This is a genomic window from Streptococcus sp. oral taxon 071 str. 73H25AP, from assembly GCF_000146755.1.
Lineage (GTDB): Bacteria > Bacillota > Bacilli > Lactobacillales > Streptococcaceae > Streptococcus > Streptococcus oralis_T.
The window spans coordinates 622,856-645,496 of the sequence record NZ_GL397254.1 but is presented as its reverse complement, the minus strand read 5'-3'; the positions used below and the strand labels follow the sequence as shown (position 1 = coordinate 645,496).

The following is a 22,641-nucleotide window of genomic DNA, read 5'->3' as shown; positions in this document are numbered from 1 at the left end:
TCTTCATTTCTAATGATTTATAAGACAAAAGAAACTTGTCTTATCTGTTATCTTGATTTTCAATTGTCTTCTTAAGAGCGTTCCAAGCTAGGGTTGCACACTTGATTCGTTGAGGGAATTTGGCAACACCTGACAAGAATGCCGCATCTCCAAGTTGGTCTTGACGCTCATCTTTTTGCCCTTGAACCATTTCAGAAAAAATAGTCGCAAGTTCTAAAATTTCTTGCTTGGTCTTCCCTAAAACGGCATCTGTCATCATACTAGCAGAGGCAGTTGAGATAGTACAACCCGAGTTTAGAAAAGCGATATCTTCCAAACGATTCTCTGCATCAAACTTGACAGAGAGATTGATGACATCCCCACAGGTTGGATTGTTGAGACTGATTTGCTCAGCGTCTTCTAACTTCCCTTGGTGATGTGGATTTTTCGAATGGTCCGCTACCACTGCCATATAAAGGCTATCTAGTTTAGAAAGTGCCATTGAAAAACTCCTTTGTCTTTTGTAAGGCATCGACTAGTTTGTCGCAATCTGCCTTGGTATTGTAGATATAAAAACTTGCACGAGCAGTTGCTGGGACGTCCAAATACTGGAGCAAAGGTTGGGCGCAGTGGTGACCCGCACGAACGGCTACTCCTTCATAATCCAAAGCAGTCGCAAGATCGTGAGGATGAAGATCCCCTAAGTTAAAAGCAATGACACCTGAACGTTGAGACAAGTCCTGAGAACCGTAAATGGTCAATCCCTCAATTGCCTGCAGTTTTGGATAGACGTACGCAATCAATTCCTGTTCATGAGCTTCAATGGCATCCATGCCAATCTTTTCAAAATAATCTACTGCAGCAGCAAGTCCGATTGCACCCGCCATATTTGGCGTTCCAGCCTCAAATTTCCAAGGCAATTCCTTCCAACTAGCAGATTGCTCGTAGACGAAATCAATCATCTCTCCACCAAACTCAACTGGTGACATTTGTTCTAAATACTTCTCTTTTCCGTACAGAACACCGATACCAGTCGGACCAGCCATCTTGTGACCCGAAAAGGCAAAGAAGTCCACATCCAAGTCCTGGACATCAATCTTCATATGAGGCGTAGATTGAGCACCATCCACCACCATGATAGCTCCAACTTGGTGGGCTAATTGAGTGATTTCCTTGATCGGATTGACCACACCAAGAACATTGGAAGCATGAGCTAGGGAGACAAATTTAACCTTATCAGTCAATTTAGCTCGCAAATCCTCCATATCCAGGGCTCCGTCTTTGAGATAAACATAGACAAGCTCCGCTCCAGTCTTGCGGCAAGCCTCCTGCCAAGGAATAATATTAGAATGGTGTTCCATAATAGAAATCAAGACCTGGTCTCCCTCAGTCAAAATTTCCTCAGCAAAGCGTGCCACCCAGTTAAGACTGGTTGTCGTTCCTCTGGTAAAGAGAACTTCCTTTGTAGAGCCTGCATTGATAAACTTACGAATAGTTTCACGAGCAGCTTCATAAGAAGCTGTTGCTCGCTCAGCCAAGGTATGAACACCACGGTGAACGTTGGCATTGTCTTTCTCATAGTAGCGGTTAATCGTTTCAAGAACTGCTAGTGGTTTTTGTGTCGTCGCAGCATTGTCCAGATAGACCAGAGGTTCATCGTTGACAATCTGGTCCAAAATTGGAAAATCCTTGCGAATCGCTTCTACATCTAACATAGGCTTCCCCTTAGCGTTTTGACAATTTTTCTTCGATAGTTGCAATCATTTCGTCACGAACTTCCTTGACTGGAATCTCAACGATTACAGATCCAAGGAAACCGCGGACAACCAAACGTTCTGCAGTTGCTTTATCCAAGCCACGGCTCATGAGATAGTACATGTCTTCTGGATCCACCTGACCGATAGAGGCCGCGTGTCCTGCAGTAACGTCATTTTCGTCAATCAAAAGAATTGGGTTAGCATCTGAACGAGCCTGGTCTGAAAGCATGAGAACACGGCTTTCTTGTTGCGCATCCGCTCCCTTAGCGCCCTTGATGATGTGACCGATACCATTAAAGGTCAAGGTTGCTTTTTCAAGGATAACCCCGTGTTGGAGGATATTTCCGATAGAGTTGCACCCGTAGTTAGTCACTCGGGTATCAATCCCTTGAATCTGACGGCCACTTGAAAGAGCTACCACTTTCAGGTCGGCATGGCTACCGTTCCCAATCAAATCGCTATCAAAGTCTGCAACAACATTCCCTTCGTTCATGACACCGATTGCCCAGTCAATGCTGGCATCGTTACCCAACTTACCACGACGGCTAATGTAGGCGGTCACATTTTCACCTAGACGGTCAATCGCTGCAAATTTCACTTGCGCACCAGAACGAGCAATCACTTCGACTGTGATATTGGCAGTTGCTTTGGCACTACCTTCACCACGCGACTCTAAACGTTCAAGATAACTAATCTTACTGTTCTTACCAGCGATGATGAGGATATGCTTGTTAAATGGCACGTCGCTGTCGCTGTCTTGGTAGAAAATCCCTTCGATTGGCTCTTTAATCTCAACATTATCAGGGATGTAGAGAACAGCACCACTGTTAAAGTAAGCTGTATGGTAAGCTGCCAACTTGTCCTCATCATACTTAACAGATGACATGAAGAATTCCTCGATCAGCTCTGGAATTTCTTCTAAAGCTGAGTGGAAGTCTGTAAAAACAACACCTTGTTCTGCCAACTCAACTGGAATTTGTTCAAAAACTGTTTGAGTTCCTACTTGAATCAACTTCAAGTGATTATCTAGAGCTGTGAAATCTGGAACATTTGCTGAAGTCTCACTTTCTATGATGGTTCCATCCCCCAGATTCCAACGGTGAAATTTGACACGCTCAATGACTGGTAATTCCAAACTTTCAATCTTATCAAAAGCTTTTTGACGGAGGTCTGACAACCAGCTTGGTTCAGCGTGCGTTTCTGAAAAAAGTTTAATAGTTTCTTTAGTCATTTACTTCTCCTAAAAGATACGAGGGAATTACAATTCTTCCTTGTAGTCGTAGCCAAGTTCTTCAGCTAGTTTTGCGTATCCTTCACGTTCTAGACGCGCAGCCAATTCTGGACCACCGGAAAGGACAACACGACCTTCCATCATCACGTATACCACGTCTGGTGTGATGTAGTTCAAAAGACGTTGGTAGTGAGTGATGATCATAGCACCAAAGCCTTCACCACGCATAGCATTCACACCTTTAGATACAACTTTAAGGGCGTCAATATCAAGACCTGAGTCAATCTCATCCAAAAGGGCAAATGTAGGTTCCAACATCAAGAGTTGAAGAATTTCATTACGTTTTTTCTCACCACCAGAGAAACCTTCGTTGAGGTAACGCTCTGCCATTTCTTCTTTCATGTTGAGCAATTCCATCTTCTCGTCTAATTTAGTGATGAACTCACGAACTGAAATCTTTTCATCGTCTTCTTTACCAGCATTCATGGCTGCACGAAGAAACTCAGCGTTGGTAATTCCTGGAATTTCAGATGGGTATTGCATAGCAAGGAAAAGTCCCATACGCGCACGTTCGTCCACTTCCAACTCAAGGATATTTACGCCATCAAACAAGACTTCACCTTTGGTAACTTCATAGTTTGGATTTCCCATGATAGCGGCTGAAAGAGTCGATTTACCAGTACCATTTGGTCCCATGATAGCTGCGATTTCTCCTGTTTTCAGAGTCAGATTGACTCCTTTCAAAATTTCTTTTCCTTCAATCTCAACGTGAAGATCTTTGATCTCTAATACTGACATGATAATTCCTTTCTTTTTCTGGCCTACTTCCTTTATCATTAGAGAAATCACTTACATTTCTCTAAAAAACACAAGAAAAGGTCCATAAATATACTCTACTAGTATAACAAAAAAAAGCCTAAAAGGCTTTGATTTTGTCTAGAAGCTGGGAGCTAGTCCTTGCGGTTTAGGTGCTGATCAATGGTGTTTACAATTTTTCCCATCACGTAACTTAACCTAAAATTTCGAAAGAGTAGAATGGCCCAAAAGGCTGCCATAATATAGCGACCAGTCATCCAGGCTTCATTGAAAAAATAAGTCTCAGCAGCCGTAAATAACGCTATCATAATAAATTGTTGTCTATTCATAAACTTATTGTATCATGAAATCTTTCTTTAGTCTTCCTCTACCTTCACTTTATCAGCCAAAAATTCAAATCCTTCTGGAATCAGACTGTCTTCTGCTTCTTTTTCAACTTGAGAAGATTTAGCTTTAGCTGAAAAGGCCGCTCGAACCTCTTTCCATTCCTCTAAGGAAATCGCCAAGATTTCAGGTGAAAAACCTGCTGCCTGACTGAGGATGTTCCCAAACATGGTATTGAGATTGTCCCGTTTCATGGTTTGCCCTGCATTGAAATTAGACTCAAAGGCTAAAATAGCATGGTGTTCGTTTGCCGCAACTGGTTGAGAACCAACGAGCAGAGCCTTATCCGGACCAGCTAAGCTTTCAATCACTTCTCCCCATGCATTTTGGAGGCGAATCAAGTTTTGCCGTGCCAAATCAGGATTTTCGACAGCTTCTTGCAGGATAGTCTGAACTTTGTTGCGATCCACTCGATAGACTGTCTTGGAAGTGGCTGGACGGCTAGGAACTGGCACCACTTGTTTAGGAGCTGTTTCAACATTGGCAAGTTCTTGTTTGAGACGAGCGACTTCCTGTCTCAGTGCAGCTATTTCACCTTCGACAGCTTCTGAAAGCACTGGTCCAGGCTTAATCTCAGCTAAACGAATGGTCATCATCTCAGCATAAATCTTAGGTTGCAGGCTAGCTTTCATATCTGCCAAGCTCACAGTCGCCATTCGAATCATTTCAAAGAGGCTTTCCTGAGATAAAGCTAGATTGTCCATAAAAACTGGACTATGATGAGTATTTTCGCCACCCGTCTGCACGACCAGTAAATCACGCAAATACTGCAAGAGATCCGTCACAAAACGAGTCATGCTCTTGCCATTCTCAAATAAAAGATTCAAAGAATCAAGTGCTTTTGGAACATCCTGCTGAGACAAGGCAGCTACATAGTCATCTAGTGCTGATAAACTAATGGTGCCTGTAATCTCCTCAGAGATAGCAGTCGTGAGCTCGTTTCCCTGTGTTAAACTCAAAGCTTGATCCAGAATGGACAAGGCATCCCGCATTCCACCTTCAGCTCGTCTGGCAATGATTTCCACAGCCTCCGGTTCAGAACTGATATTTTCTTTTTCTAGAATATGATAAATATGCTCCTTGATATCTTGAGTTTTAATCGATTTGAACTCAAAACGTTGAACACGCGATAAAATGGTTGCAGGAATCTTATGCAATTCAGTGGTCGCCAAGATAAAGACAACATTCTGAGTTGGCTCCTCAAGAGTCTTCAAAAGCGCATTGAAGGCTCCCGTAGACAGCATATGGACCTCGTCAATAATATAGACCTTGTAACGTGCTAAGCTAGGTGCATAGGTAGATTTGTCACGAATTTCACGGATTTCATCGACTCCGTTATTCGAAGCTGCATCCATTTCGATAACATCTTCTAAACTACCTTCTGTCACTGCCTGACAGATATAGCAGTGATTACATGGTTCTCCATCCACTTGATTTGGGCAGTTCATGGCCTTGGCAAAAATCTTGGCTACGCTAGTTTTCCCAGTTCCACGAGGACCTGAGAAAAGATAGGCATGACTAATCTTTTCCTGCTCGACCGCTTGTTTTAGGGTTTTAGCCACAACCTCCTGACCGACCAGTTGTGAAAAAGTTTGGCTTCTATATTTTCGATAAAGCGCTTGATACATTAGGCTTTCTCCTCAAACATTGTAAAGTCCCATTCTGTCGTCTCAAGCAAAATAGCGACAAATTGTTCCAAGTAATCACGGTCAATGGCATTGTAATCATCAATAAGTGAAGAATCCAGGTCTAAGACACCCAGCAATCGACCATTCTTGAGCATGGGAACTACGATTTCACTCTTGGCCATACTATCACAAGAAATGTAGTTTGGATAGGTGCTCACATCGCCAACTAAAACAGTCTCTTGAAACTCAGCAGCTTCTCCACATACGCCTTTTCCAAGCGGAATGCGAATACAAGAAACACCACCCTGAAAAGGACCTAAAACCAACTCGCTACCATCAAACAGATAAAAACCTGCAAATACAGTATTCGGAAAGCGAGATTTTAGGAGGGCACTAGCATTCGAAAGATTGGCAAGAACATTGCTCTCACCTTCAAGTAAATAAGAGAGTTCCTCATTTAACAATTGATATTGTGATTGTTTTTCTGAATCTAACATAGAACTATTATATCAAAAATGGGAAAGAGACAAAAGAAAAATCCCTTGTTTTCAACAAAGGATTTTGCGATTATCAATTTGATTAAAGTTCGATATCACCGAACAAGTCAGCCATTGAGAATCCTGTTTGTGTTTCTGGAAGTTCGAAATCACGTTTTTCTTGACGTTTTGGACGACGTGGACGAGCAGCACGTTTTTCTTCTTTTTGTCCTTCTTCTTGAGCTGGACGTTCTTCAAGAGCTTTGATAGAAAGTGATACACGTTCTGCGTCAGCGTTAACATCAAGGACTTTAACAGTAACTTCTTGACCAACAGTAAGAGCTTCTTTTGGATTTTCGATACGTTTGTGTGAAATTTGTGATACGTGAACAAGTCCATCGATACCTGGCAATACTTCAACAAATGCACCGAAGTCAGTCAAACGTTTAACTGTTCCTTCTACTACATCACCTTTAGCCAATTTTTGCTCAACGCCATCCCATGGTCCAGGTGTTGTTGCTTTAAGTGAAAGGGATACGCGTCCTTCTTCTTCATTAAGATCAAGGACTTTAACTTCGATTTCTTCACCAACAGTTACAACTGATTTAGGTGATACGTTACGTTCGTGTGACAATTCAGTCAAGTGAACCAATCCGTCAACACCACCAAGATCGATGAAAGCACCGAAGCTAGTGATACGAGCAACTTTACCAGTTACCACATCACCAACAGCTAATTTACTGAATACTTCAGCACGAGCTGCTGCAGTAGCTGCTTCAACAACTTCACGACGTGAAAGGATGAAGCGGTTTTCTTTAGGATCAACTTCTTTGATTTTAGCATCAAATTCTTGACCTACGAAACGCTCAGTATTACGTACGAAACGAGTATCCAACATTGAAGCTGGGATAAATCCACGAACACCTTCAAATTCTACTGAAAGTCCACCTTTAACGGCACGAGTTCCTTTAACAGTAACAACTTCTTCTTCGCGTCCTACAAGTTTGTCCCATGCTTTGCGAGCTTCAAGACGTTTTTTAGATACAAGGTATGTAACTGTATCAGTATCTTTACCAACTACTTGACGAAGTACAAGAACATCCAATACTTCTCCTACTTTCACAAAGTCATTGATATCTGCATCGCGATCGTTTGTCAATTCGCGAAGAGTCAAGACACCTTCAACACCAGTCCCAGAGATTGCAACGTTAGCTTGAGTCGCATCAACTGTCAATACTTCAGCACTAACAACATCACCAGGCTCAACTTGGCTAACGCTATTTAGCAAATCTTCAAATTCGTTCATCTAAAAAATCCTCCAACAATCAAGTCTTTCCAAACTTGACATACTTATAATTTTTTTCCTAAGCACCCGCAAAGACATGTTCACATCGTTCACGCCTTTCAATTATAAAAATAAAATACCCTAAGATATTTTTCTTTTTATCTTGAACTTATTACCTAAGAACTGGGGTAGCTGGATTCGAACCAACGCATGAGGGAGTCAAAGTCCCTTGCCTTACCGCTTGGCTATACCCCATTGATAAATGGAGAGAGAGGGATTCGAACCCCCGAACCCGAAGGAGCGGATTTACAGTCCGCCGCGTTTAGCCTCTTCGCTATCTCTCCAATGTTTAACGAGAACTATTATATCATGAAATTTTCAATAAAACAAGTATTATTTTGTCAAATTATAGTTTTCAATCAAAATTTCCACAGCTTTTTCAAGTTTTTTATAAAAACTATCGACATTTCCATTCTTTATGATGGCAAATTGGTTATCTAATTCGGCAATTTCACCAATGACCTTTTTCCCGATTGTCAAAACGTAGCCTTCATAACTGTCTTTTCCAACAGTCACTTTTGCATCTGTTAATTGAATTTCAATTTTCTTATCTTTTTTACTCATACTTTACCTCTTTTCACTTTTTCTATTGTACAAGAAAAAGCTAAAACTAGCAAGAAAAAACTCCATTTCATCTATTACAACTGCTATGGAGTTCTTCTTTATTTCATATCTTTTAGTCCACTTTGACAATCCATCCTTCAGGCGCTTCTACATCACCAAATTGGATACCGGTCAATTCATCATAAAGCTTACGTGTAACAGGACCTACTTCTGTTTCACTATAGAAAACATGAAAATCATCCCCATGTTGGATGCCTCCAATTGGCGAAATAACCGCTGCTGTTCCACAAGCACCTGCCTCTACAAAACGCTCCAAATTATCAATTGGGACATCGCCTTCAATCGGAGTCAAGCCCAAGCGGTGTTCTGCCAAATAAAGCAAAGAGTACTTGGTAATAGATGGCAAGATGGATGGACTCAATGGCGTAACGAATTCATTGTCTGCCGTGATACCAAAGAAGTTGGCTGATCCGACTTCTTCAATCTTTGTATGTGTAGCTGGATCTAGGTAGATAACATCTGAAAAATTACGTGATTTTGCCATTTTACCTGGTAGAAGACTGGCAGCGTAGTTCCCACCTACCTTGGCAGCTCCTGTACCATGTGGGGCTGCTCGGTCAAATTCATCTTGAATCAAGAAATTCGTTGGAACCAAGCCACCTTTGAAGTAGTTGCCAACTGGCATGGCAAAGATAGTGAAAATGTACTCCTCTGCAGGTTTTACCCCGATGATATCTCCGACACCAATCAAGAGAGGACGAAGATAAAGGGTTCCACCTGTTCCATATGGTGGGACGTATTCTTCATTTGCGCGGGCAACTGCTTTACAAGCTTCTACAAACATCTCTGTCGGAACTTGGGGCATCAAGAGACGATCACAGGTACGTTGCAGACGCTTGGCATTTTCATCAGGACGGAAAAGTTGAATACTACCATCCTTCGTACGATAGGCCTTCAAACCTTCAAATGCTTGCTGTCCATAGTGAAGACTTGGAGAAGACTCTGAAATATGCAAGGTTGCATCCTCTGTCAATTCTCCTTGATCCCATTGACCATTTTTGTAGTGAGCGATATAACGGTAAGGTAATTTCATATAAGCAAAGCCAAGATTTTCCCAATCAATTTCAACTGTCATGTGTTTCTCCTTTATACTATTCAAACTATGTGTTCTATTCTACACTTTTCTAGTAAAATTTCAAGTATTATTTGTAATTTTCTGAAAATTTTTTCAACACAAAAGAAATCAGCCCTCTGGACTGATTCTTTTTATGGATTTGTTTTGTCCTCTTTAAAGACTTCTTTGAGGTAAGCATCGAAAACTTCCTCATCTGAAATGGTGTCTGAGATAAAGCTTCCGTTGCTAGTACGTTCTGACAAGTTCAAATCTTGCAATCGGCTTTCATAGATTGTTCCCTTGTTAGATTGGACAAGCAGCGTTTGGTCGTTTTCTTCTACTTCTGTACTAAAGAGATCACCAACGAAACCTTGCTCTGCAACTGCTCCAGCCAAGAAGACTCGGTGCGGTTTGTTTTTTAACTCACGCAAGACTTGTAATCCTCTTTTGGCACGGCTGGTTGCTGGAATTTCGTCAATAGAAACACGTTTCAAACTACCACGCTGGGTCAAGAGGTAGAAGGATGAGGTGTTGCAGATAAAGGCAGCTTGAAGCTCGTCTTCTGCTTTCAGGTTCATGGCCTTGACACCCGCAGCCTTGGCACCGACAACGGGAACCTCTTCGATATTGAAACGAAGGGCATATCCGTTTCGGCTCACCAAGAGCACATCATCTAGTTTGATAGGCGCTACTGCTACAATCTGATCTGTCTCATCTTTGAGCTTAGCATACTTGACAGACTTAGACTTGTATGTCCGCCATGGAGAGAATTCTTTGCGTTCTACACGCTTGATTTGACCGAGACGAGTCGCTGCAAAGTAGGTTGTCGCATCATCAAACTGATCCAGGACTTCTACATAAAGGATTTCTTCGTTAGTTTCAAAGTTTGTAATCGTTTGGCTCAAGTGCTCTCCGATATCCTTCCAGCGAATATCTGCCAATTCATGGATTGGTCGATAAATGACATTCCCAAGACTTGTGAACATCAAGAGGTGTTGCGTTGTCTTGGCAACTTGTACAAAGATTAGACGATCATCATCACGCTTGCCAATTTCCTCCAGCGTGGATGCCGCAAAGGAACGTGGGCTAGTACGCTTGATATAGCCTGCCTTAGTCACGCTGACATAGGTATCTTCCTCGGCAATCAAACTAGCTGTGTCAATCTCGATTACTTTTGCAGTATCTTCCAAAGTACTCAAACGTGGTGTCGCAAATTTCTTTTTGACCTCACGAAGTTCTTTCTTCATGAGATTGTACATAGTCCGTTCATCACCGATGATAGCAGCAAGCATGGCAGTCTTTTCACGCAATTCTGCTTCTTCTTCCTGCAAGACAACCACGTCTGTATTGGTCAAACGGTAAAGTTGTAAGGTCACGATAGCTTCAGCCTGCTCTTCTGTAAAATCATAGCTGACCTTGAGGTTTTCCTTAGCATCAGCCTTGTTCTCAGAAGCACGGATAAGAGCAATGACTTCGTCCAAAATCGAAATCACGCGAATCAAACCTTCGACGATATGGAGACGTTTCTCAGCCTTTTCCTTATCAAAGTGGGAACGAGCTAAGATCACTTCACGACGGTGGGCGATATAGCTAGATAAGATGGAAACAATCCCAACCTGACGAGGTGTGAAATTATCAATCGCCACCATGTTAAAGTTGTAATTGATTTGCAAGTCAGTGTATTTAAAGAGATAATTGAGAACAAGTTCGGTATTTGCGTCTTTCTTGAGCTCGATAGCGATGCGAAGACCGTCACGGTCAGACTCATCACGAACCTCAGCAATACCTGCCACCTTGTTATTGACACGAACATCATCGATTTTCTTGACCAGATTGGCCTTATTGATTTCATAAGGAATCTCAGTGATAACGATTTGCTCCTTGCCACCTTTTAACTTTTCAATCTCAGTTTTAGAACGAACGACCACGCGCCCTTTCCCAGTTTCATAAGCCTTTTGGATCTCGTCACGCCCCTGGATGATAGCTCCTGTAGGGAAGTCTGGTCCAGGCAAGAATTCCATGAGTTTGTCCACCTTGGCTGTTGGGTGGTCAATCATGTAAACAGTCGCATCAATGACTTCAGCCAAATTATGCGGAGGAATATCTGTGGCATAACCAGCCGAAATACCAGTCGAACCATTGACCAAGAGGTTTGGAAATGCTGCTGGCAAAACCGTCGGCTCTTTCTCCGTATCGTCAAAGTTCCAGGCAAAAGGAACTGTCTTTTTCTCGATATACTGAAGAAGATAACCAGCAATCTCAGACAAACGAGCCTCGGTATAACGCATCGCCGCAGGCGGATCTCCGTCCATAGAACCGTTGTTACCGTGCATTTCAACTAGAATCTCACGGTTCTTCCAATCCTGAGACATACGAACCATGGCATCATAGATAGAACTGTCACCGTGTGGGTGGAAATTCCCCATGATGTTCCCGACTGACTTGGCCGATTTACGGTAGCTCTTGTCAAAAGTATTGCCATCTTTATTCATAGAATAAAGAATACGACGTTGAACCGGCTTCAATCCATCCCGAATATCTGGCAAAGCCCGGTCTTGAATAATGTACTTGGAGTAGCGACCAAAGCGCTCTCCCATGATGTCCTCTAGGGACATGTTTTGAATGTTACTCATATAGGATACAAAGCCCGTAAAATACAAAGGAAATTTATCTTTTTCACACAGTATTTAGGGCATGTTCAACTCCTTTCAAAGAATGTAGAGTAGGTTTTTATAGAATAAGGGATAATTTACAGAAATTAGTCTCGTGTTCAGTTACTATATATAACCAAACGATCCTTTCTGTAGTTTAATCTTTTAAATTATATATTTTTTTTAGTTAGTGATTTGAAAGTCTCTCCTCAGCATACTCAATCATCCTCTCTGCCACTTCCTTATCATAGTCAAGACCCATCTTGTTAGCAAGGTATTGAGCTTCTTGGTGGAAATGTTTCATTGTTGCAAATAAAGACTGAGTGATTTTTTCTAAACTGGAGAAATCAAGCAGATTTAAGAATTCCTTCTCTTTCTCAGTAGGTAAATAGTTAAAGAGATATTTATAGTTCTTGCCAATATCGACAGTCCCCTTATCACTTGCTACCTGCCAGGCTAAGACCTTCAGGAGTTCTTGGTGACAAATCCCATAGAGATGGTCAGTAGCGTAGAGTAGTTGCTTGCGACAGATTCCTTTGACTACGTAGGCTGACACCCACCAAAATTCATTGCAGGCTTTTTCAAACTCTATCACACTAGCTGGGCTTGTCCAAAAGCGTTGGGGACTCGGGGAATAAGGTTCAAACAAACCCTTAGGATCTTCTAAAACGGTGAATCCTGCTTCACTATTCACCCACTCTTGAATGTGCTCTTTGGGGCAGAGGGTCAAATCAATCCGATTGCCATCTTCAAAGAGCATAAGATAAAGTCGACGGTGTCCCAGTACATTATACTGTTCAATCAGACGGTTGCCCAACCGGTCCAACCAAGCAAGGTCACTCGTCAGATTATCTAAATCGTCCACTACATAAACAACATCATAGTCCTGAAACTCATCTTTTGGTGCTTTTGTATCAGTCCGTGAACCAGATAGAGCCACGGCTTCGACTTTTAGACTTTTTGCGGTTTGTAAAATTAAATCAAGCATTTCGGGTTCAGTTCTCATGTTAACACCTGCATAGTTCTTTTAATTTGATTATGTTTTTATAAATTCAATACTTTCATAATTTTTTAATCCCCATTCTTTAAGGGTCTTTTTAATAGGCTTTTCTTTATCTTTGCTAAATTAATTCATCAATAAAAACTTTTACATTTGGCAATATTTTAAATATCCTTTGAAAATATAGTTTGTCCGGGGACTCTTTCTCTTCTAGATTAAAACCAATAAAATAAATTTCAGTTACATCAGAAATTCTTTCCAGAAAGTTTTTCATTGCATTAGATTCTAATCTCTCCTTTACAGGCTTTCTAACTGCTTCAACACAAGAAGCTATGTATGAATTTAAAGAAAATGGATTAAAATCCTCCTCCACTTCCTCTTCTACATTATGACCAACTAAATACTCTCTTGTCCTAATGCTTCCATGTATATGAATAATATCCTCTTCTTTAATTCCATATTTATCTTCCAATACCATTGTATAGTTAAAAGTTAGATATAGTGCAACTTCCTTTGAGTTTAATACACTTTCCTTAACAGGTAAAAGACGTTCATACTCTTCTGATTTTGAAATCGTATTAATCCATCCACTAAACAAGCTATTCGTCGCATATTGATAAAAATTTTTTAATGTTTCTGAAAAATCTTCTACATAAGCTGCTGTTTGAGAATAATCCAAATCTCCTTCAGCATCATAGAAGCTATTCAGTTCAAATTCTATATTACCTATCCTTGCCAAAGAATTCTCAAAATCTATCCATTTTCTTTTATCTTTAACCATCAATGAAATTAACTCGAAATATTTTTCTGCAACCTCTTGGTCATTATATAATTCCTCACCATGATTGCCTGTAATAGAGGTAGGGATTTCAAAATCATTAAAAAAAACGTTCTTTATTTCAGGTATTTCATCTAATTCTACATTAACTTGAGACTTACAAATCTGCTGATATACAAAGTTTTTAAACTCTAAATAACTTGTCTTTAAACCGTGAGCAAGGTCAAATCCATTTCCGATAATAAATAATTTTTCCATAATAAACTCTTTAATAGTTATGAACTTCTTAAAACACCATCTCCCCACTCTCCTCCAGCGTAAACTTGACATTGTCTTCAATCCACTTACGGCGTGGTTCGACCTTGTCGCCCATGAGGACATTGACGCGACGTTCGGCGCGTGCTAGGTCTTCGATCGTAACACGGATAAGAGTGCGAGTTTCTGGATTCATGGTTGTTTCCCAGAGCTGGTCCGCATTCATCTCACCAAGACCTTTATATCGTTGGAGTGTTGCGCCTTTACCAAACTGCTTGCGGAGTTCTTCTAGCTCTCCGTCCGTCCAAGCGTAGGCCACTTCTTCTTTCTTACCTTTCCCTTTGGACATCTTGTAAAGAGGCGGAAGGGCGATATAGACATGGCCTGCCTCAACTAGCGGACGCATGTAACGATAGAAAAATGTCAAGAGCAAGGTCTGAATATGGGCACCATCTGTATCCGCATCGGTCATGATAATAATCTTGTCATAGTTGGCATCCTCAATGGAGAAGTCTGCTCCCACACCCGCACCGATGGTATAAATCATGGTATTGATTTCTTCATTTTTGAGAATATCCGCCATCTTAGCCTTGGCTGTATTGATAACCTTACCTCGAAGAGGTAAGATAGCCTGAAACTTACGGTCACGACCTTGTTTAGCAGAACCGCCGGCAGAATCACCCTCGACCAGGTAGAGTTCATTCTTTGCTGGATTTTTAGACTGGGCTGGGGTCAATTTTCCAGACAGCAAGCCTTTGTCTTTCTTGTTTTTCTTACCATTTCGGCTCTCATCACGCGCCTTACGGGCCGCTTCACGGGCATCACGAGCCTTGATAGCCTTTCTGATGAGATTTGAAGCTAGTTCTCCATTCTCCATTAGGAAGAAGGTCAACTTATCAGATACTATGCCATCCACAACAGGACGAGCCAGAGGGCTTCCAAGTTTGTCCTTGGTCTGTCCCTCAAATTGAAGGTGTTCTTCCGGAACTAGGATAGAAAGGACGGCAGCAAGTCCCTCACGATAGTCTGAACCTTCAAGATTTTTATCTTTTTCCTTGAGAAGACCTGTCTTACGCGCGTAGTCATTCATGACCTTAGTGATAGCAGACTTGAATCCTGTCTCGTGCGTTCCACCATCTTTAGTACGAACGTTATTGACAAAAGACAAGATGTTATCTGAAAATCCATCATTGTACTGGAGGGCAACTTCCACTTGGAAGCCATTGTCTTCGCCTTCAAAGTATAGGACTGGCGTCAAGGTTTCCTTGTCTTCATTGAGGTAAGAAACAAAGTCCTGAACTCCATTTTCATAATGGTATTCAATCGCTTCATCTGTTCGCTTATCTGTCAAAGACAAGGTAACATTTTTTAAGAGAAAGGCTGACTCATTGAGTCGTTCTGAAATGGTATTGTACTTGAAGTCTGTCGTAGAAAAAATCGTCGCATCAGGCATGAAGGTGACCTTGGTACCTGTTTTAGACTTGGGCGCTGTACCGATTTTCTTCAAAGTCGTGACGGGTTTCCCGCCATTTTCAAAACGTTGCTTGTAGACTGCGCCATCACGAGTGATTTCTACTTCTAGCCAACTTGATAGGGCATTAACAACAGAAGACCCCACCCCGTGGAGACCTCCAGATGTCTTATAACCTCCTTGACCGAATTTCCCTCCGGCGTGAAGAATGGTAAAGATAACCTCGACAGTTGGAATTCCCATGGCGTGCATACCAGTCGGCATCCCACGACCATGGTCTTCTACTGTTAAACTTCCGTCTTTATTGATAGTCACATCAATGCGATCACCGAAGCCAGACAAGGCCTCATCGACTGCATTGTCCACAATTTCCCAGACTAGATGATGGAGACCTGCACCGTCGGTCGAACCGATATACATCCCCGGACGTTTACGGACCGCATCCAACCCTTCTAGCACCTGAATGGCATCATCATTGTAGTTATTAATATTGATTTCCTTTTTTGACACAAGGAACCTCCTATTCGTTCATCTTTTCTATTTTACAGGTTTTCTAGGGATTTTGCAAAATTTTTCCCATTCAGCCGTCACAATTTCACAGGATATTCTCTGACTTTCGAAAGCATTTCATGGTATAATAGGTCTATGATGACATTTGTATTATTAATTTTTGCTTATCTGCTAGGTTCGATTCCGTCTGGTCTTTGGATTGGACAAATCTTCTTTCAAACAAATCTGCGTGAACATGGTTCTGGAAATACTGGAACAACCAATACTTTCCGTATTTTGGGTAAGAAAGCGGGTATGGCAACCTTTGTAATTGACTTCTTTAAAGGAACCTTGGCCACTCTGCTTCCAATTCTTTTCCACCTACAAGGTGTATCGCCTCTTGTCTTTGGACTTTTAGCTGTAATTGGACATACCTTTCCTATCTTTGCAGGATTTAAAGGGGGCAAGGCTGTCGCAACTAGCGCAGGAGTTGTTTTTGGATTTGCGCCTGTCTTCTGTCTCTATCTAGCGATTGTGTTTTTTGGAACCCTCTATCTAGGTAGTATGATTTCACTGTCTAGCGTTACTGCTTCTATCGCAGCCGTTATCGGAGTTCTACTATTTCCACTATTTGGATTTATCCTAGACAGCTATGACCCTCTCTTCATTCTGATTATCCTAACACTTGCTAGCTTGATTATCATTCGTCACAAGGATAATATCACACGTATCAAAAATAAAACTGAAAATCTTATCCCTTGGGGACTAAACTTGACACATCAAAATCCTAAAAAATAAAACGCCAGTTTAAACTGGCGTTTTTTTGTATGCTTATTTTGATTTGATATAGTTGATACCATCTGCTTTTGGTGCGACTGCTTTTCCAAAGAAGGCTGCTAAGACAAGGATGGTCAAGACATAAGGTGCGATTTGAAGGTAAACCGCTGGCACTCCTTGTAGGAAAGGCAATTGAGAACCGATAACTGCCAAACTTTGTGAAAGTCCAAAGAAGAGACTAGAAAGCATAGCACCGATTGGGTTCCATTTACCAAAAATCATTGCCGCAAGAGCGATAAATCCAGGACCGACAATAGTTGTCACTGAGAAGTTAACTGAAATGGATTGAGCATAAATCGCTCCCCCAATTCCACCAAGGAAACCTGAAATAACAACCCCAAGATATCTCATTTTGTAGACATTGATCCCCAAGGTATCCGCTGCTTGAGGGTGTTCACCAACAGAGCGAAGACGAAGACCAAAACGTGTCTTAAAGAGAATAAACCAAGCAAGGAAAGAGAAGGCAATCGCGATATAACCTAGTAGACTGGTTGACTTGAAGAAGATATCTCCAATCACTGGGATATCAGCCAAAACTGGGAAATCAAAACGTCCAAAAGTCTGGCTTAAGTTATCCGTTTGTCCTTTGTTATAAAGAACTTTAACCAAGAAAACTGCTAGGGCAGGAGCCATCAAGTTCAATACTGTACCACTGACAACATGGTCTGCACGGAAATGAACTGTAGCGACTGCATGGATTAGGGAGAAAATAGCTCCCACGATACCAGCAACTAACAAGGAAATCCAAGGAGTCGCTGCTCCAAGTTGTTCTGCAAACTCAAGGTTAAAGACAACCCCAGAAAAGGCTCCCATAACCATAATTCCTTCAAGACCGACGTTAACGACACCACCACGTTCAGAGAAAACCCCTCCGATACTCGTAAAAATAAGTGGTGCTGAGTATATCAGCATAGAAGAGACCAAGAGGGTGAGTAATGTTGTAATAGACATCCTTACTTACCTCCTTTAACTTGTTTTTTAGGTTTGACAAAGCGTTCGATAATGTAGTGAACGCTGACAAAGAAGATAATGGACGCTGTTACAATACTAACAAGCTCAGACGGAACTTGCGCTGCGTTCATACCTGGTGCTCCTACTTGCAAAACTCCAAATAAGAAGGCTGCAAAGAGAATTCCAATTGGTGAATTTCCAGCAAGCAAACTAACTGCCATCCCGTTAAATCCGATAGCCAGTGATGATCCCTGAACGTAAACGTTTTGGAAGGTTCCAAGACCTTCGACAGCTCCACCAAGACCAGCCAAGGCACCAGAGATAATCATTGATAGGATGATTGTACGTTTTGCTGAAATACCAGCGTACTCTGAGGCATGGGGATTGAGACCAACTGCACGAATTTCAAAACCGAGAGTCGTTTTCTTGAGCAAGAACCAAATCACACCAACAGCAATGATGGCAAAAAAGATTCCGATATTCATACGAGAATTGCCAGTTAACTCAGATAACCATGGTGTTTGATAAGTGGCATTGGCACTCACACGAATCGTTGAGTCTGTACTTTGCATAAAGTCTTTCGGGAAAGAATGAATAAAGGCATTCCCTACGTACAAAACAATATAGTTCATCATAATGGTTACGATAACCTCTGATGTACCTAAATAGGCTCTGAGAACACCTGGAATAGCACCTACAATCCCACCTGCAATCAAAGCAATTACTACGGTCGCTAAAATCAACATTGGGCGTGGCATGTCCGGATGCGACAAAGCAAACCAACCACTAAGAATCCAACCCGCTAGTGCCTGACCAGGAAGCCCAACGTTAAAGAAACCTGCACGACTAGCAACTGCAAATCCCAGACCAATCAAGATAAGAGGACCCATGGCACGGAAAATTTCACCAATCCCACGGAGACTACCAAAAGCTGTATAGAACAACTCCTCATAACCCCAGATAGCATCGTAGCCGAAAATCCACATGACAATGGCTCCGAGCAAGATTCCTAAGAATACGGAAATCAAGGGAACCGAAATTTGTTGTAACTTTTTAGACATCATCCTTCTCCTTTCCCAAGTTTCCACCTGCCATCAAGATACCAAGTTCTTGTTTGTTAGTCGTTTCTGGCGACACAATACCTTGAATCTTCCCATCATGAATAACAGCAATTCGGTCTGAAACATTTAAAATCTCATCCAATTCAAAGCTGACAACAAGCACAGCTTTTCCGTTATCACGTTCTTCAATCAAGCGTTTGTGGATATATTCAATGGCACCGACATCCAAACCACGAGTTGGTTGGCTGACGATAAGGAGATCAGGATCACGATCAATCTCACGAGCAATAATCGCTTTTTGTTGATTTCCCCCTGAAAGAGCTGCTGCTGGGACAAATTCGCTCGCCGCACGGACGTCAAATTCTTCCATTAATTTTTTGGCATGTGAAGTGATATTCGCATAGTTTAAGATACCATTCTTGCTGAGTGGTTCTTTATAGTAGGTTTGAAGGGCGATATTTTCTGAAATCATCATATCCAAAATCAAACCGTCACGGTGGCGGTCTTCAGGAACATGCCCCACACTGAGTTCCGTAATTTGTCGAGGGTGCATCCCCACGATTGATTTGCCTTTTAATTCAATACTACCAGACTCAACCTTACGAAGACCTGTAACGGCTTGAATGAGTTCAGATTGGCCATTGCCATCAATACCTGCAATACCGACAATTTCACCAGCACGAACATCCAAAGAAAGATTCTTCACAGCTGGTACACCGCGGTTTTCATTGACAACCAAGTCTTTGATAGACAATACCACTTCTTTTGGTTGTGGTGCCTTTTTCTCCGTTTTGAAGGAGACAGAGCGTCCTACCATCATCTCTGCCAAGTCTGCATTGGTTGCCCCTGCAATCTCAACCGTCTGGATTGATTTCCCACGACGAATAACCGTCACTCGATTGGATACCGCGCGAATCTCATCCAGTTTATGGGTAATCAAAATAATGGATTTTCCTTCTTTGACAAGGTTTTTCATGATAGCCATCAACTCATCAATCTCTGAAGGAGTCAATACTGCCGTAGGTTCGTCAAAGATGAGGATATCAGCACCACGGTAAAGTGTCTTCAAGATTTCTACACGTTGTTGAGCACCAACGGAAATATCTGCCACCTTGGCAGCAGGATCCACTGCCAAACCATAACGTTCAGAAAGAGCCTTGATTTCTTTAGTAGCTTCAGCTATATCTAGCACACCATTTTTAGTGATTTCACTCCCCAAAATGATATTTTCAGCTACTGTAAAAGCTTCAACCAACATAAAATGTTGGTGAACCATCCCAATTCCTAGACTAGCAGCTTTAGAAGGTGAATCTAGTTTGACAACTTGACCATTCACCGCAATTTCGCCACTAGTTGGCTCGAGAAGTCCTGCCAGCATATTCATCAGAGTGGATTTACCCGCTCCATTTTCTCCTAAAAGTGCATGGATTTCACCTTTTCGCAGTTGCAAGTTGATCTTGTCGTTCGCTACAAATTCACCAAACACCTTGGTAATATCCCGCATCTCAATGACATTTTCGTGTGCCATATGCTTTTCCTTTCCGAGGTTTATTTTGTTTCAATAAAACCTGCTAATCGTGTTAACAAGTTCTATTGAGACAAAAAATTGTCTCAATTCTTAAAGAAGCGACCGATGGTCGCTTCCTAAGAAATGACTTTTATCCATTATTTTTCAGGAACTTTTACGCTTCCGTCAAGGATTTTAGCTTTTGCGTCTTCAACAGCTTTTTTACCTTCTTCTGAAAGGTTTGTTACTGCCAAGTCAACCCCTTTATCCTTCAATGAGTAGACAATAACTTGTCCGCCAGGGAATTCACCTTTTTCTGTTTTGTTGGCAATATCTTTTACAGTTGTACCAACTTGTTTCAATGTAGATACAAGAACAAAGTTTGATTCTTTACCATCTTTAGAAGTGTATTTACCTTCTGCTGCTTGGTCACGGTCTACACCAATAACCCAAACTTTTTCGTCTTCATTTTTACTTTCGTTCAAAGATTTTGCTTCAGCAAAGACACCAGCACCTGTACCACCAGCTGCTTGGTAGACAACGTCTGCACCTGCAGCGTATTGAGCTGCTGCAATTGTTTTACCTTTAGCAGCATCACCAAATGAACCAGCGTAGTCAACTTGTACTTTGATAGATGGGTCTACTGACTCAACACCAGCCTTAAATCCAGCAGCGAAACGTGAAATAACTTCAGATTCGATACCACCTACAAAACCAACTTGTTTTGTTTTAGTTGTTTTAGCTGCTGCAACACCTGCAAGGTAAGCTGCTTCGTTATCAGCAAATGTTACGCTCGCAACATTCTTTTGATCTTTGATCACATCATCAATCAAGACATAGTTTAAGTCAGAGTGGTCTTTTGCTGCATCTTTAACTGCATTATTAAGGGCGAAACCAACACCGAAGATCAGGTTGTAACTTCCAGCCGCTTGTTGCAAGTTGTTAGCATAGTCAGCTTCACTTGTTGATTGGAAATAAGTAAAGCCTTTATCTTTTGAAAGATTGTGTTCTTTACCCCAGTCTTGCAAACCTTCCCAAGCTGATTGGTTAAATGATTTATCATCAACACCACCAGTATCTGTTACGATCGCTGCTTTGGTCTTCATTTCTGATGAAGATGAAGCTGCGTTACGAGAAGAGCGGTTACCACATGCAGCAAGTCCAACTGCTGCTACTGCAACTAGACCAAGGCCTAGCCATTGTTTCTTGTTCATTACTGAACCTCCTAAATAAGATGTGCAACGATGTTGCAAGTTTGGATTATTTGGTCACATAGACCACAGCCACTGCAAGAGTGACCCAGACTAATTTAAGTCTGTAAATGAGTATGGAAGTAACTCCCCGACCGTCATCTCGACCGTCGATTTATCTTTAGCGACTAAGGTCACTTTTAGATCTTGTTCAAAAAATTCAGCCATCACTTGGCGGCAAGCACCACATGGCGAGATAGGTTTTTCAGTTTGTCCGTAGACAATCAACTCTGAAAACTCTCTTTGGCCTTCGGAAACTGCTTTGAAAATCGCTGTACGCTCTCCACAGTTTGTCAAAGAATAGCTAGCATTCTCAATGTTCACACCCGTATAAATACTACCGTCCTTAGCTACTAAAACAGCTCCAATAGGAAAATGAGAATAGGGTACATAGGCTTGTTTGCTGGTTTCAATTGCTAGTTCAATCAACTCAGTAGTCGCCATCTGCTAATTCTCCTTTTAAAATCGCAACGCCAGCAGATGTCCCGATACGGGTAGCACCTGCTTCCACAAAAGCAAGAGCATCCGCATATGAACGAGCTCCACCGGCTGCCTTAACTCCCATATCTGGTCCGACTGTTTTACGCATTAACTGAACATCCTCTATAGTGGCACCGCCAGTTGAAAATCCAGTTGATGTTTTGACAAAGTCAGCGCCTGCTTTCTGGGATAATTGACAGGCCACAACCTTTTCATCATCTGTCAACAAGCAAGCTTCAATAATGACCTTAACCAACTTGTCACCACTTGCTTCTACGACAGCACGGATGTCCGATTCAACCAAATCAAGATTACCTGATTTGAGAGCACCAACATTGATAACCATATCAATCTCATCTGCACCGTTTTGAACAGCTTCTTTTGTTTCAAAAGCTTTCACAGCAGAAGTTGTTGCTCCCAAAGGGAAACCAACTACTGTACAAACCTTTACATCTGAGCCTTCAAGTCCTGTTTTCGCATGTTTAACCCATGTGGGATTAACACAAACACTGGCAAAGTCATACTCACGTGCTTCAGATAGCAAACGATCAATTTGTTCTTGACTTGCATCTTGTTTTAAAAGCGTATGATCAATGTATTTGTTTAATTTCATATTT

The 22,641-nt window shown here is 41.7% G+C and carries 21 protein-coding genes and 2 tRNA genes; 1 reads left to right on the top strand and 22 read right to left on the bottom strand.

Annotated elements, in window-relative coordinates; all coding sequences use genetic code 11:
• Positions 1 to 40: 40 nt before the first annotated feature.
• The 16 genes from sufU to parE form a co-directional block, all read right to left on the bottom strand.
• Positions 41 to 481, bottom strand: a complete 441-nt coding sequence (gene sufU, locus HMPREF9189_RS05460; RefSeq protein ID WP_001218488.1) for a Fe-S cluster assembly sulfur transfer protein SufU — start codon at positions 479 to 481, stop codon at positions 41 to 43.
• Positions 468 to 1,694 (bottom strand): cysteine desulfurase, encoded by a 1,227-nt coding sequence (locus HMPREF9189_RS05455; RefSeq protein WP_000887693.1) that lies wholly within the window; start codon positions 1,692 to 1,694, stop codon positions 468 to 470. Before HMPREF9189_RS05455 ends, sufU begins: the two co-directional genes overlap by 14 nt.
• A 10-nt stretch (positions 1,695 to 1,704) precedes the next feature.
• On the bottom strand, positions 1,705 to 2,967 hold the full coding sequence (gene sufD / locus HMPREF9189_RS05450; protein ID WP_000159855.1) for a Fe-S cluster assembly protein SufD: 1,263 nt from the start codon (positions 2,965 to 2,967) through the stop codon (positions 1,705 to 1,707).
• A gap of 27 nt (positions 2,968 to 2,994) precedes the next feature.
• The gene (sufC, locus tag HMPREF9189_RS05445; protein WP_000114490.1) at positions 2,995 to 3,765 is read right to left on the bottom strand and encodes a Fe-S cluster assembly ATPase SufC; all 771 of its coding nucleotides are present in this window, start codon (positions 3,763 to 3,765) and stop codon (positions 2,995 to 2,997) included.
• 152 nt (positions 3,766 to 3,917) lie between these two features.
• Positions 3,918 to 4,112 carry a DUF3272 family protein gene (locus HMPREF9189_RS05440; RefSeq protein WP_001081612.1) on the bottom strand — a complete coding sequence of 65 codons (195 nt, stop codon included), beginning with the start codon at positions 4,110 to 4,112 and terminating at the stop codon, positions 3,918 to 3,920.
• A gap of 27 nt (positions 4,113 to 4,139) precedes the next feature.
• Positions 4,140 to 5,795, bottom strand: a complete 1,656-nt coding sequence (gene dnaX, locus HMPREF9189_RS05435; RefSeq protein ID WP_000283834.1) for a DNA polymerase III subunit gamma/tau — start codon at positions 5,793 to 5,795, stop codon at positions 4,140 to 4,142.
• Complete coding sequence (locus tag HMPREF9189_RS05430) at positions 5,795 to 6,292, bottom strand: GAF domain-containing protein (RefSeq protein WP_000887142.1); 498 nt, start codon at positions 6,290 to 6,292, stop codon at positions 5,795 to 5,797. Before HMPREF9189_RS05430 ends, dnaX begins: the two co-directional genes overlap by 1 nt.
• Positions 6,293 to 6,374: 82 nt before the next feature.
• Complete coding sequence (gene rpsA / locus HMPREF9189_RS05425) at positions 6,375 to 7,577, bottom strand: 30S ribosomal protein S1 (protein WP_001001620.1); 1,203 nt, start codon at positions 7,575 to 7,577, stop codon at positions 6,375 to 6,377.
• 162 nt (positions 7,578 to 7,739) lie between these two features.
• Positions 7,740 to 7,811: transfer RNA gene (locus tag HMPREF9189_RS05420), tRNA-Gln, on the bottom strand.
• Between the two features lie 8 nt (positions 7,812 to 7,819).
• A tRNA-Tyr gene (locus tag HMPREF9189_RS05415) sits at positions 7,820 to 7,900 on the bottom strand.
• 49 nt (positions 7,901 to 7,949) lie between these two features.
• Entirely contained in the window at positions 7,950 to 8,180 is a 231-nt protein-coding gene (locus tag HMPREF9189_RS05410; protein WP_000037105.1) for a DUF2969 domain-containing protein, read from the bottom strand.
• 112 nt (positions 8,181 to 8,292) lie between these two features.
• Entirely contained in the window at positions 8,293 to 9,330 is a 1,038-nt protein-coding gene (locus HMPREF9189_RS05405; RefSeq protein ID WP_303660078.1) for a branched-chain amino acid aminotransferase, read from the bottom strand.
• 116 nt (positions 9,331 to 9,446) lie between these two features.
• Positions 9,447 to 11,927 carry a DNA topoisomerase IV subunit A gene (parC, locus tag HMPREF9189_RS05400; protein WP_009755303.1) on the bottom strand — a complete coding sequence of 827 codons (2,481 nt, stop codon included), beginning with the start codon at positions 11,925 to 11,927 and terminating at the stop codon, positions 9,447 to 9,449.
• A 205-nt stretch (positions 11,928 to 12,132) separates the two neighbouring features.
• Positions 12,133 to 12,951 carry an aminoglycoside 6-adenylyltransferase gene (locus HMPREF9189_RS05395; protein WP_001258591.1) on the bottom strand — a complete coding sequence of 273 codons (819 nt, stop codon included), beginning with the start codon at positions 12,949 to 12,951 and terminating at the stop codon, positions 12,133 to 12,135.
• A 115-nt stretch (positions 12,952 to 13,066) separates the two neighbouring features.
• Entirely contained in the window at positions 13,067 to 13,981 is a 915-nt protein-coding gene (locus tag HMPREF9189_RS05390) for an AbiH family protein (protein ID WP_255261169.1), read from the bottom strand.
• A gap of 28 nt (positions 13,982 to 14,009) precedes the next feature.
• On the bottom strand, positions 14,010 to 15,959 hold the full coding sequence (gene parE, locus HMPREF9189_RS05385) for a DNA topoisomerase IV subunit B (RefSeq protein WP_000037252.1): 1,950 nt from the start codon (positions 15,957 to 15,959) through the stop codon (positions 14,010 to 14,012).
• A 135-nt stretch (positions 15,960 to 16,094) separates the two neighbouring features.
• Here parE and plsY point away from each other — a divergent pair, with 135 nt between their 5' ends.
• Positions 16,095 to 16,736: a glycerol-3-phosphate 1-O-acyltransferase PlsY gene (gene plsY, locus HMPREF9189_RS05380; protein WP_000988204.1), complete on the top strand. Its 642-nt coding sequence runs from the start codon at positions 16,095 to 16,097 to the stop codon at positions 16,734 to 16,736.
• Positions 16,737 to 16,769: 33 nt separating this feature from the next.
• Here the strand turns inward: plsY and HMPREF9189_RS05375 are convergent, their stop codons facing one another.
• The 6 genes from HMPREF9189_RS05375 to deoC all read right to left on the bottom strand — a co-directional run bounded on the left by HMPREF9189_RS05375 (position 16,770) and on the right by deoC (position 22,637).
• Positions 16,770 to 17,726 (bottom strand): ABC transporter permease, encoded by a 957-nt coding sequence (locus HMPREF9189_RS05375; protein ID WP_000029132.1) that lies wholly within the window; start codon positions 17,724 to 17,726, stop codon positions 16,770 to 16,772.
• A gap of 2 nt (positions 17,727 to 17,728) precedes the next feature.
• A complete protein-coding gene (locus HMPREF9189_RS05370; RefSeq protein WP_000038646.1) occupies positions 17,729 to 18,787 on the bottom strand; it encodes an ABC transporter permease in 1,059 nt (352 codons plus the stop codon).
• Positions 18,780 to 20,315, bottom strand: a complete 1,536-nt coding sequence (locus tag HMPREF9189_RS05365; protein ID WP_000929825.1) for an ABC transporter ATP-binding protein — start codon at positions 20,313 to 20,315, stop codon at positions 18,780 to 18,782. Before HMPREF9189_RS05365 ends, HMPREF9189_RS05370 begins: the two co-directional genes overlap by 8 nt.
• Before the next feature lie 137 nt (positions 20,316 to 20,452).
• On the bottom strand, positions 20,453 to 21,508 hold the full coding sequence (locus HMPREF9189_RS05360; protein WP_001036149.1) for a BMP family protein: 1,056 nt from the start codon (positions 21,506 to 21,508) through the stop codon (positions 20,453 to 20,455).
• A gap of 90 nt (positions 21,509 to 21,598) precedes the next feature.
• The gene (locus HMPREF9189_RS05355) at positions 21,599 to 21,988 is read right to left on the bottom strand and encodes a cytidine deaminase (protein ID WP_000246112.1); all 390 of its coding nucleotides are present in this window, start codon (positions 21,986 to 21,988) and stop codon (positions 21,599 to 21,601) included.
• Positions 21,975 to 22,637 carry a deoxyribose-phosphate aldolase gene (gene deoC / locus HMPREF9189_RS05350; protein WP_000773700.1) on the bottom strand — a complete coding sequence of 221 codons (663 nt, stop codon included), beginning with the start codon at positions 22,635 to 22,637 and terminating at the stop codon, positions 21,975 to 21,977. Before deoC ends, HMPREF9189_RS05355 begins: the two co-directional genes overlap by 14 nt.
• Between the last annotated feature and the right edge of the window lie 4 nt (positions 22,638 to 22,641).

Bases quoted from the DNA above. Each gene is read 5' to 3' on its own strand.
- HMPREF9189_RS05395 (WP_001258591.1), bottom strand. From the start codon at position 12,951: ATGAGAACTGAACCCGAAATGCTTGATTTAATTTTACAAACCGCAAAA.
- HMPREF9189_RS05455 (WP_000887693.1), bottom strand. From the start codon at position 1,694: ATGTTAGATGTAGAAGCGATTCGCAAGGATTTTCCAATTTTGGACCAG.
- sufC (WP_000114490.1), bottom strand. From the start codon at position 3,765: ATGTCAGTATTAGAGATCAAAGATCTTCACGTTGAGATTGAAGGAAAA.
- HMPREF9189_RS05430 (WP_000887142.1), bottom strand. From the start codon at position 6,292: ATGTTAGATTCAGAAAAACAATCACAATATCAATTGTTAAATGAGGAA.
- deoC (WP_000773700.1), bottom strand. From the start codon at position 22,637: ATGAAATTAAACAAATACATTGATCATACGCTTTTAAAACAAGATGCA.
- HMPREF9189_RS05355 (WP_000246112.1), bottom strand. From the start codon at position 21,988: ATGGCGACTACTGAGTTGATTGAACTAGCAATTGAAACCAGCAAACAA.
- dnaX (WP_000283834.1), bottom strand. From the start codon at position 5,795: ATGTATCAAGCGCTTTATCGAAAATATAGAAGCCAAACTTTTTCACAA.
- HMPREF9189_RS05370 (WP_000038646.1), bottom strand. From the start codon at position 18,787: ATGTCTAAAAAGTTACAACAAATTTCGGTTCCCTTGATTTCCGTATTC.
- HMPREF9189_RS05410 (WP_000037105.1), bottom strand. From the start codon at position 8,180: ATGAGTAAAAAAGATAAGAAAATTGAAATTCAATTAACAGATGCAAAA.
- sufD (WP_000159855.1), bottom strand. From the start codon at position 2,967: ATGACTAAAGAAACTATTAAACTTTTTTCAGAAACGCACGCTGAACCA.
- plsY (WP_000988204.1), top strand. From the start codon at position 16,095: ATGATGACATTTGTATTATTAATTTTTGCTTATCTGCTAGGTTCGATT.
- HMPREF9189_RS05440 (WP_001081612.1), bottom strand. From the start codon at position 4,112: ATGAATAGACAACAATTTATTATGATAGCGTTATTTACGGCTGCTGAG.
- HMPREF9189_RS05365 (WP_000929825.1), bottom strand. From the start codon at position 20,315: ATGGCACACGAAAATGTCATTGAGATGCGGGATATTACCAAGGTGTTT.
- rpsA (WP_001001620.1), bottom strand. From the start codon at position 7,577: ATGAACGAATTTGAAGATTTGCTAAATAGCGTTAGCCAAGTTGAGCCT.
- HMPREF9189_RS05375 (WP_000029132.1), bottom strand. From the start codon at position 17,726: ATGTCTATTACAACATTACTCACCCTCTTGGTCTCTTCTATGCTGATA.
- HMPREF9189_RS05360 (WP_001036149.1), bottom strand. From the start codon at position 21,508: ATGAACAAGAAACAATGGCTAGGCCTTGGTCTAGTTGCAGTAGCAGCA.
- HMPREF9189_RS05390 (WP_255261169.1), bottom strand. From the start codon at position 13,981: ATGGAAAAATTATTTATTATCGGAAATGGATTTGACCTTGCTCACGGT.
- sufU (WP_001218488.1), bottom strand. From the start codon at position 481: ATGGCACTTTCTAAACTAGATAGCCTTTATATGGCAGTGGTAGCGGAC.
- parC (WP_009755303.1), bottom strand. From the start codon at position 11,927: ATGAGTAACATTCAAAACATGTCCCTAGAGGACATCATGGGAGAGCGC.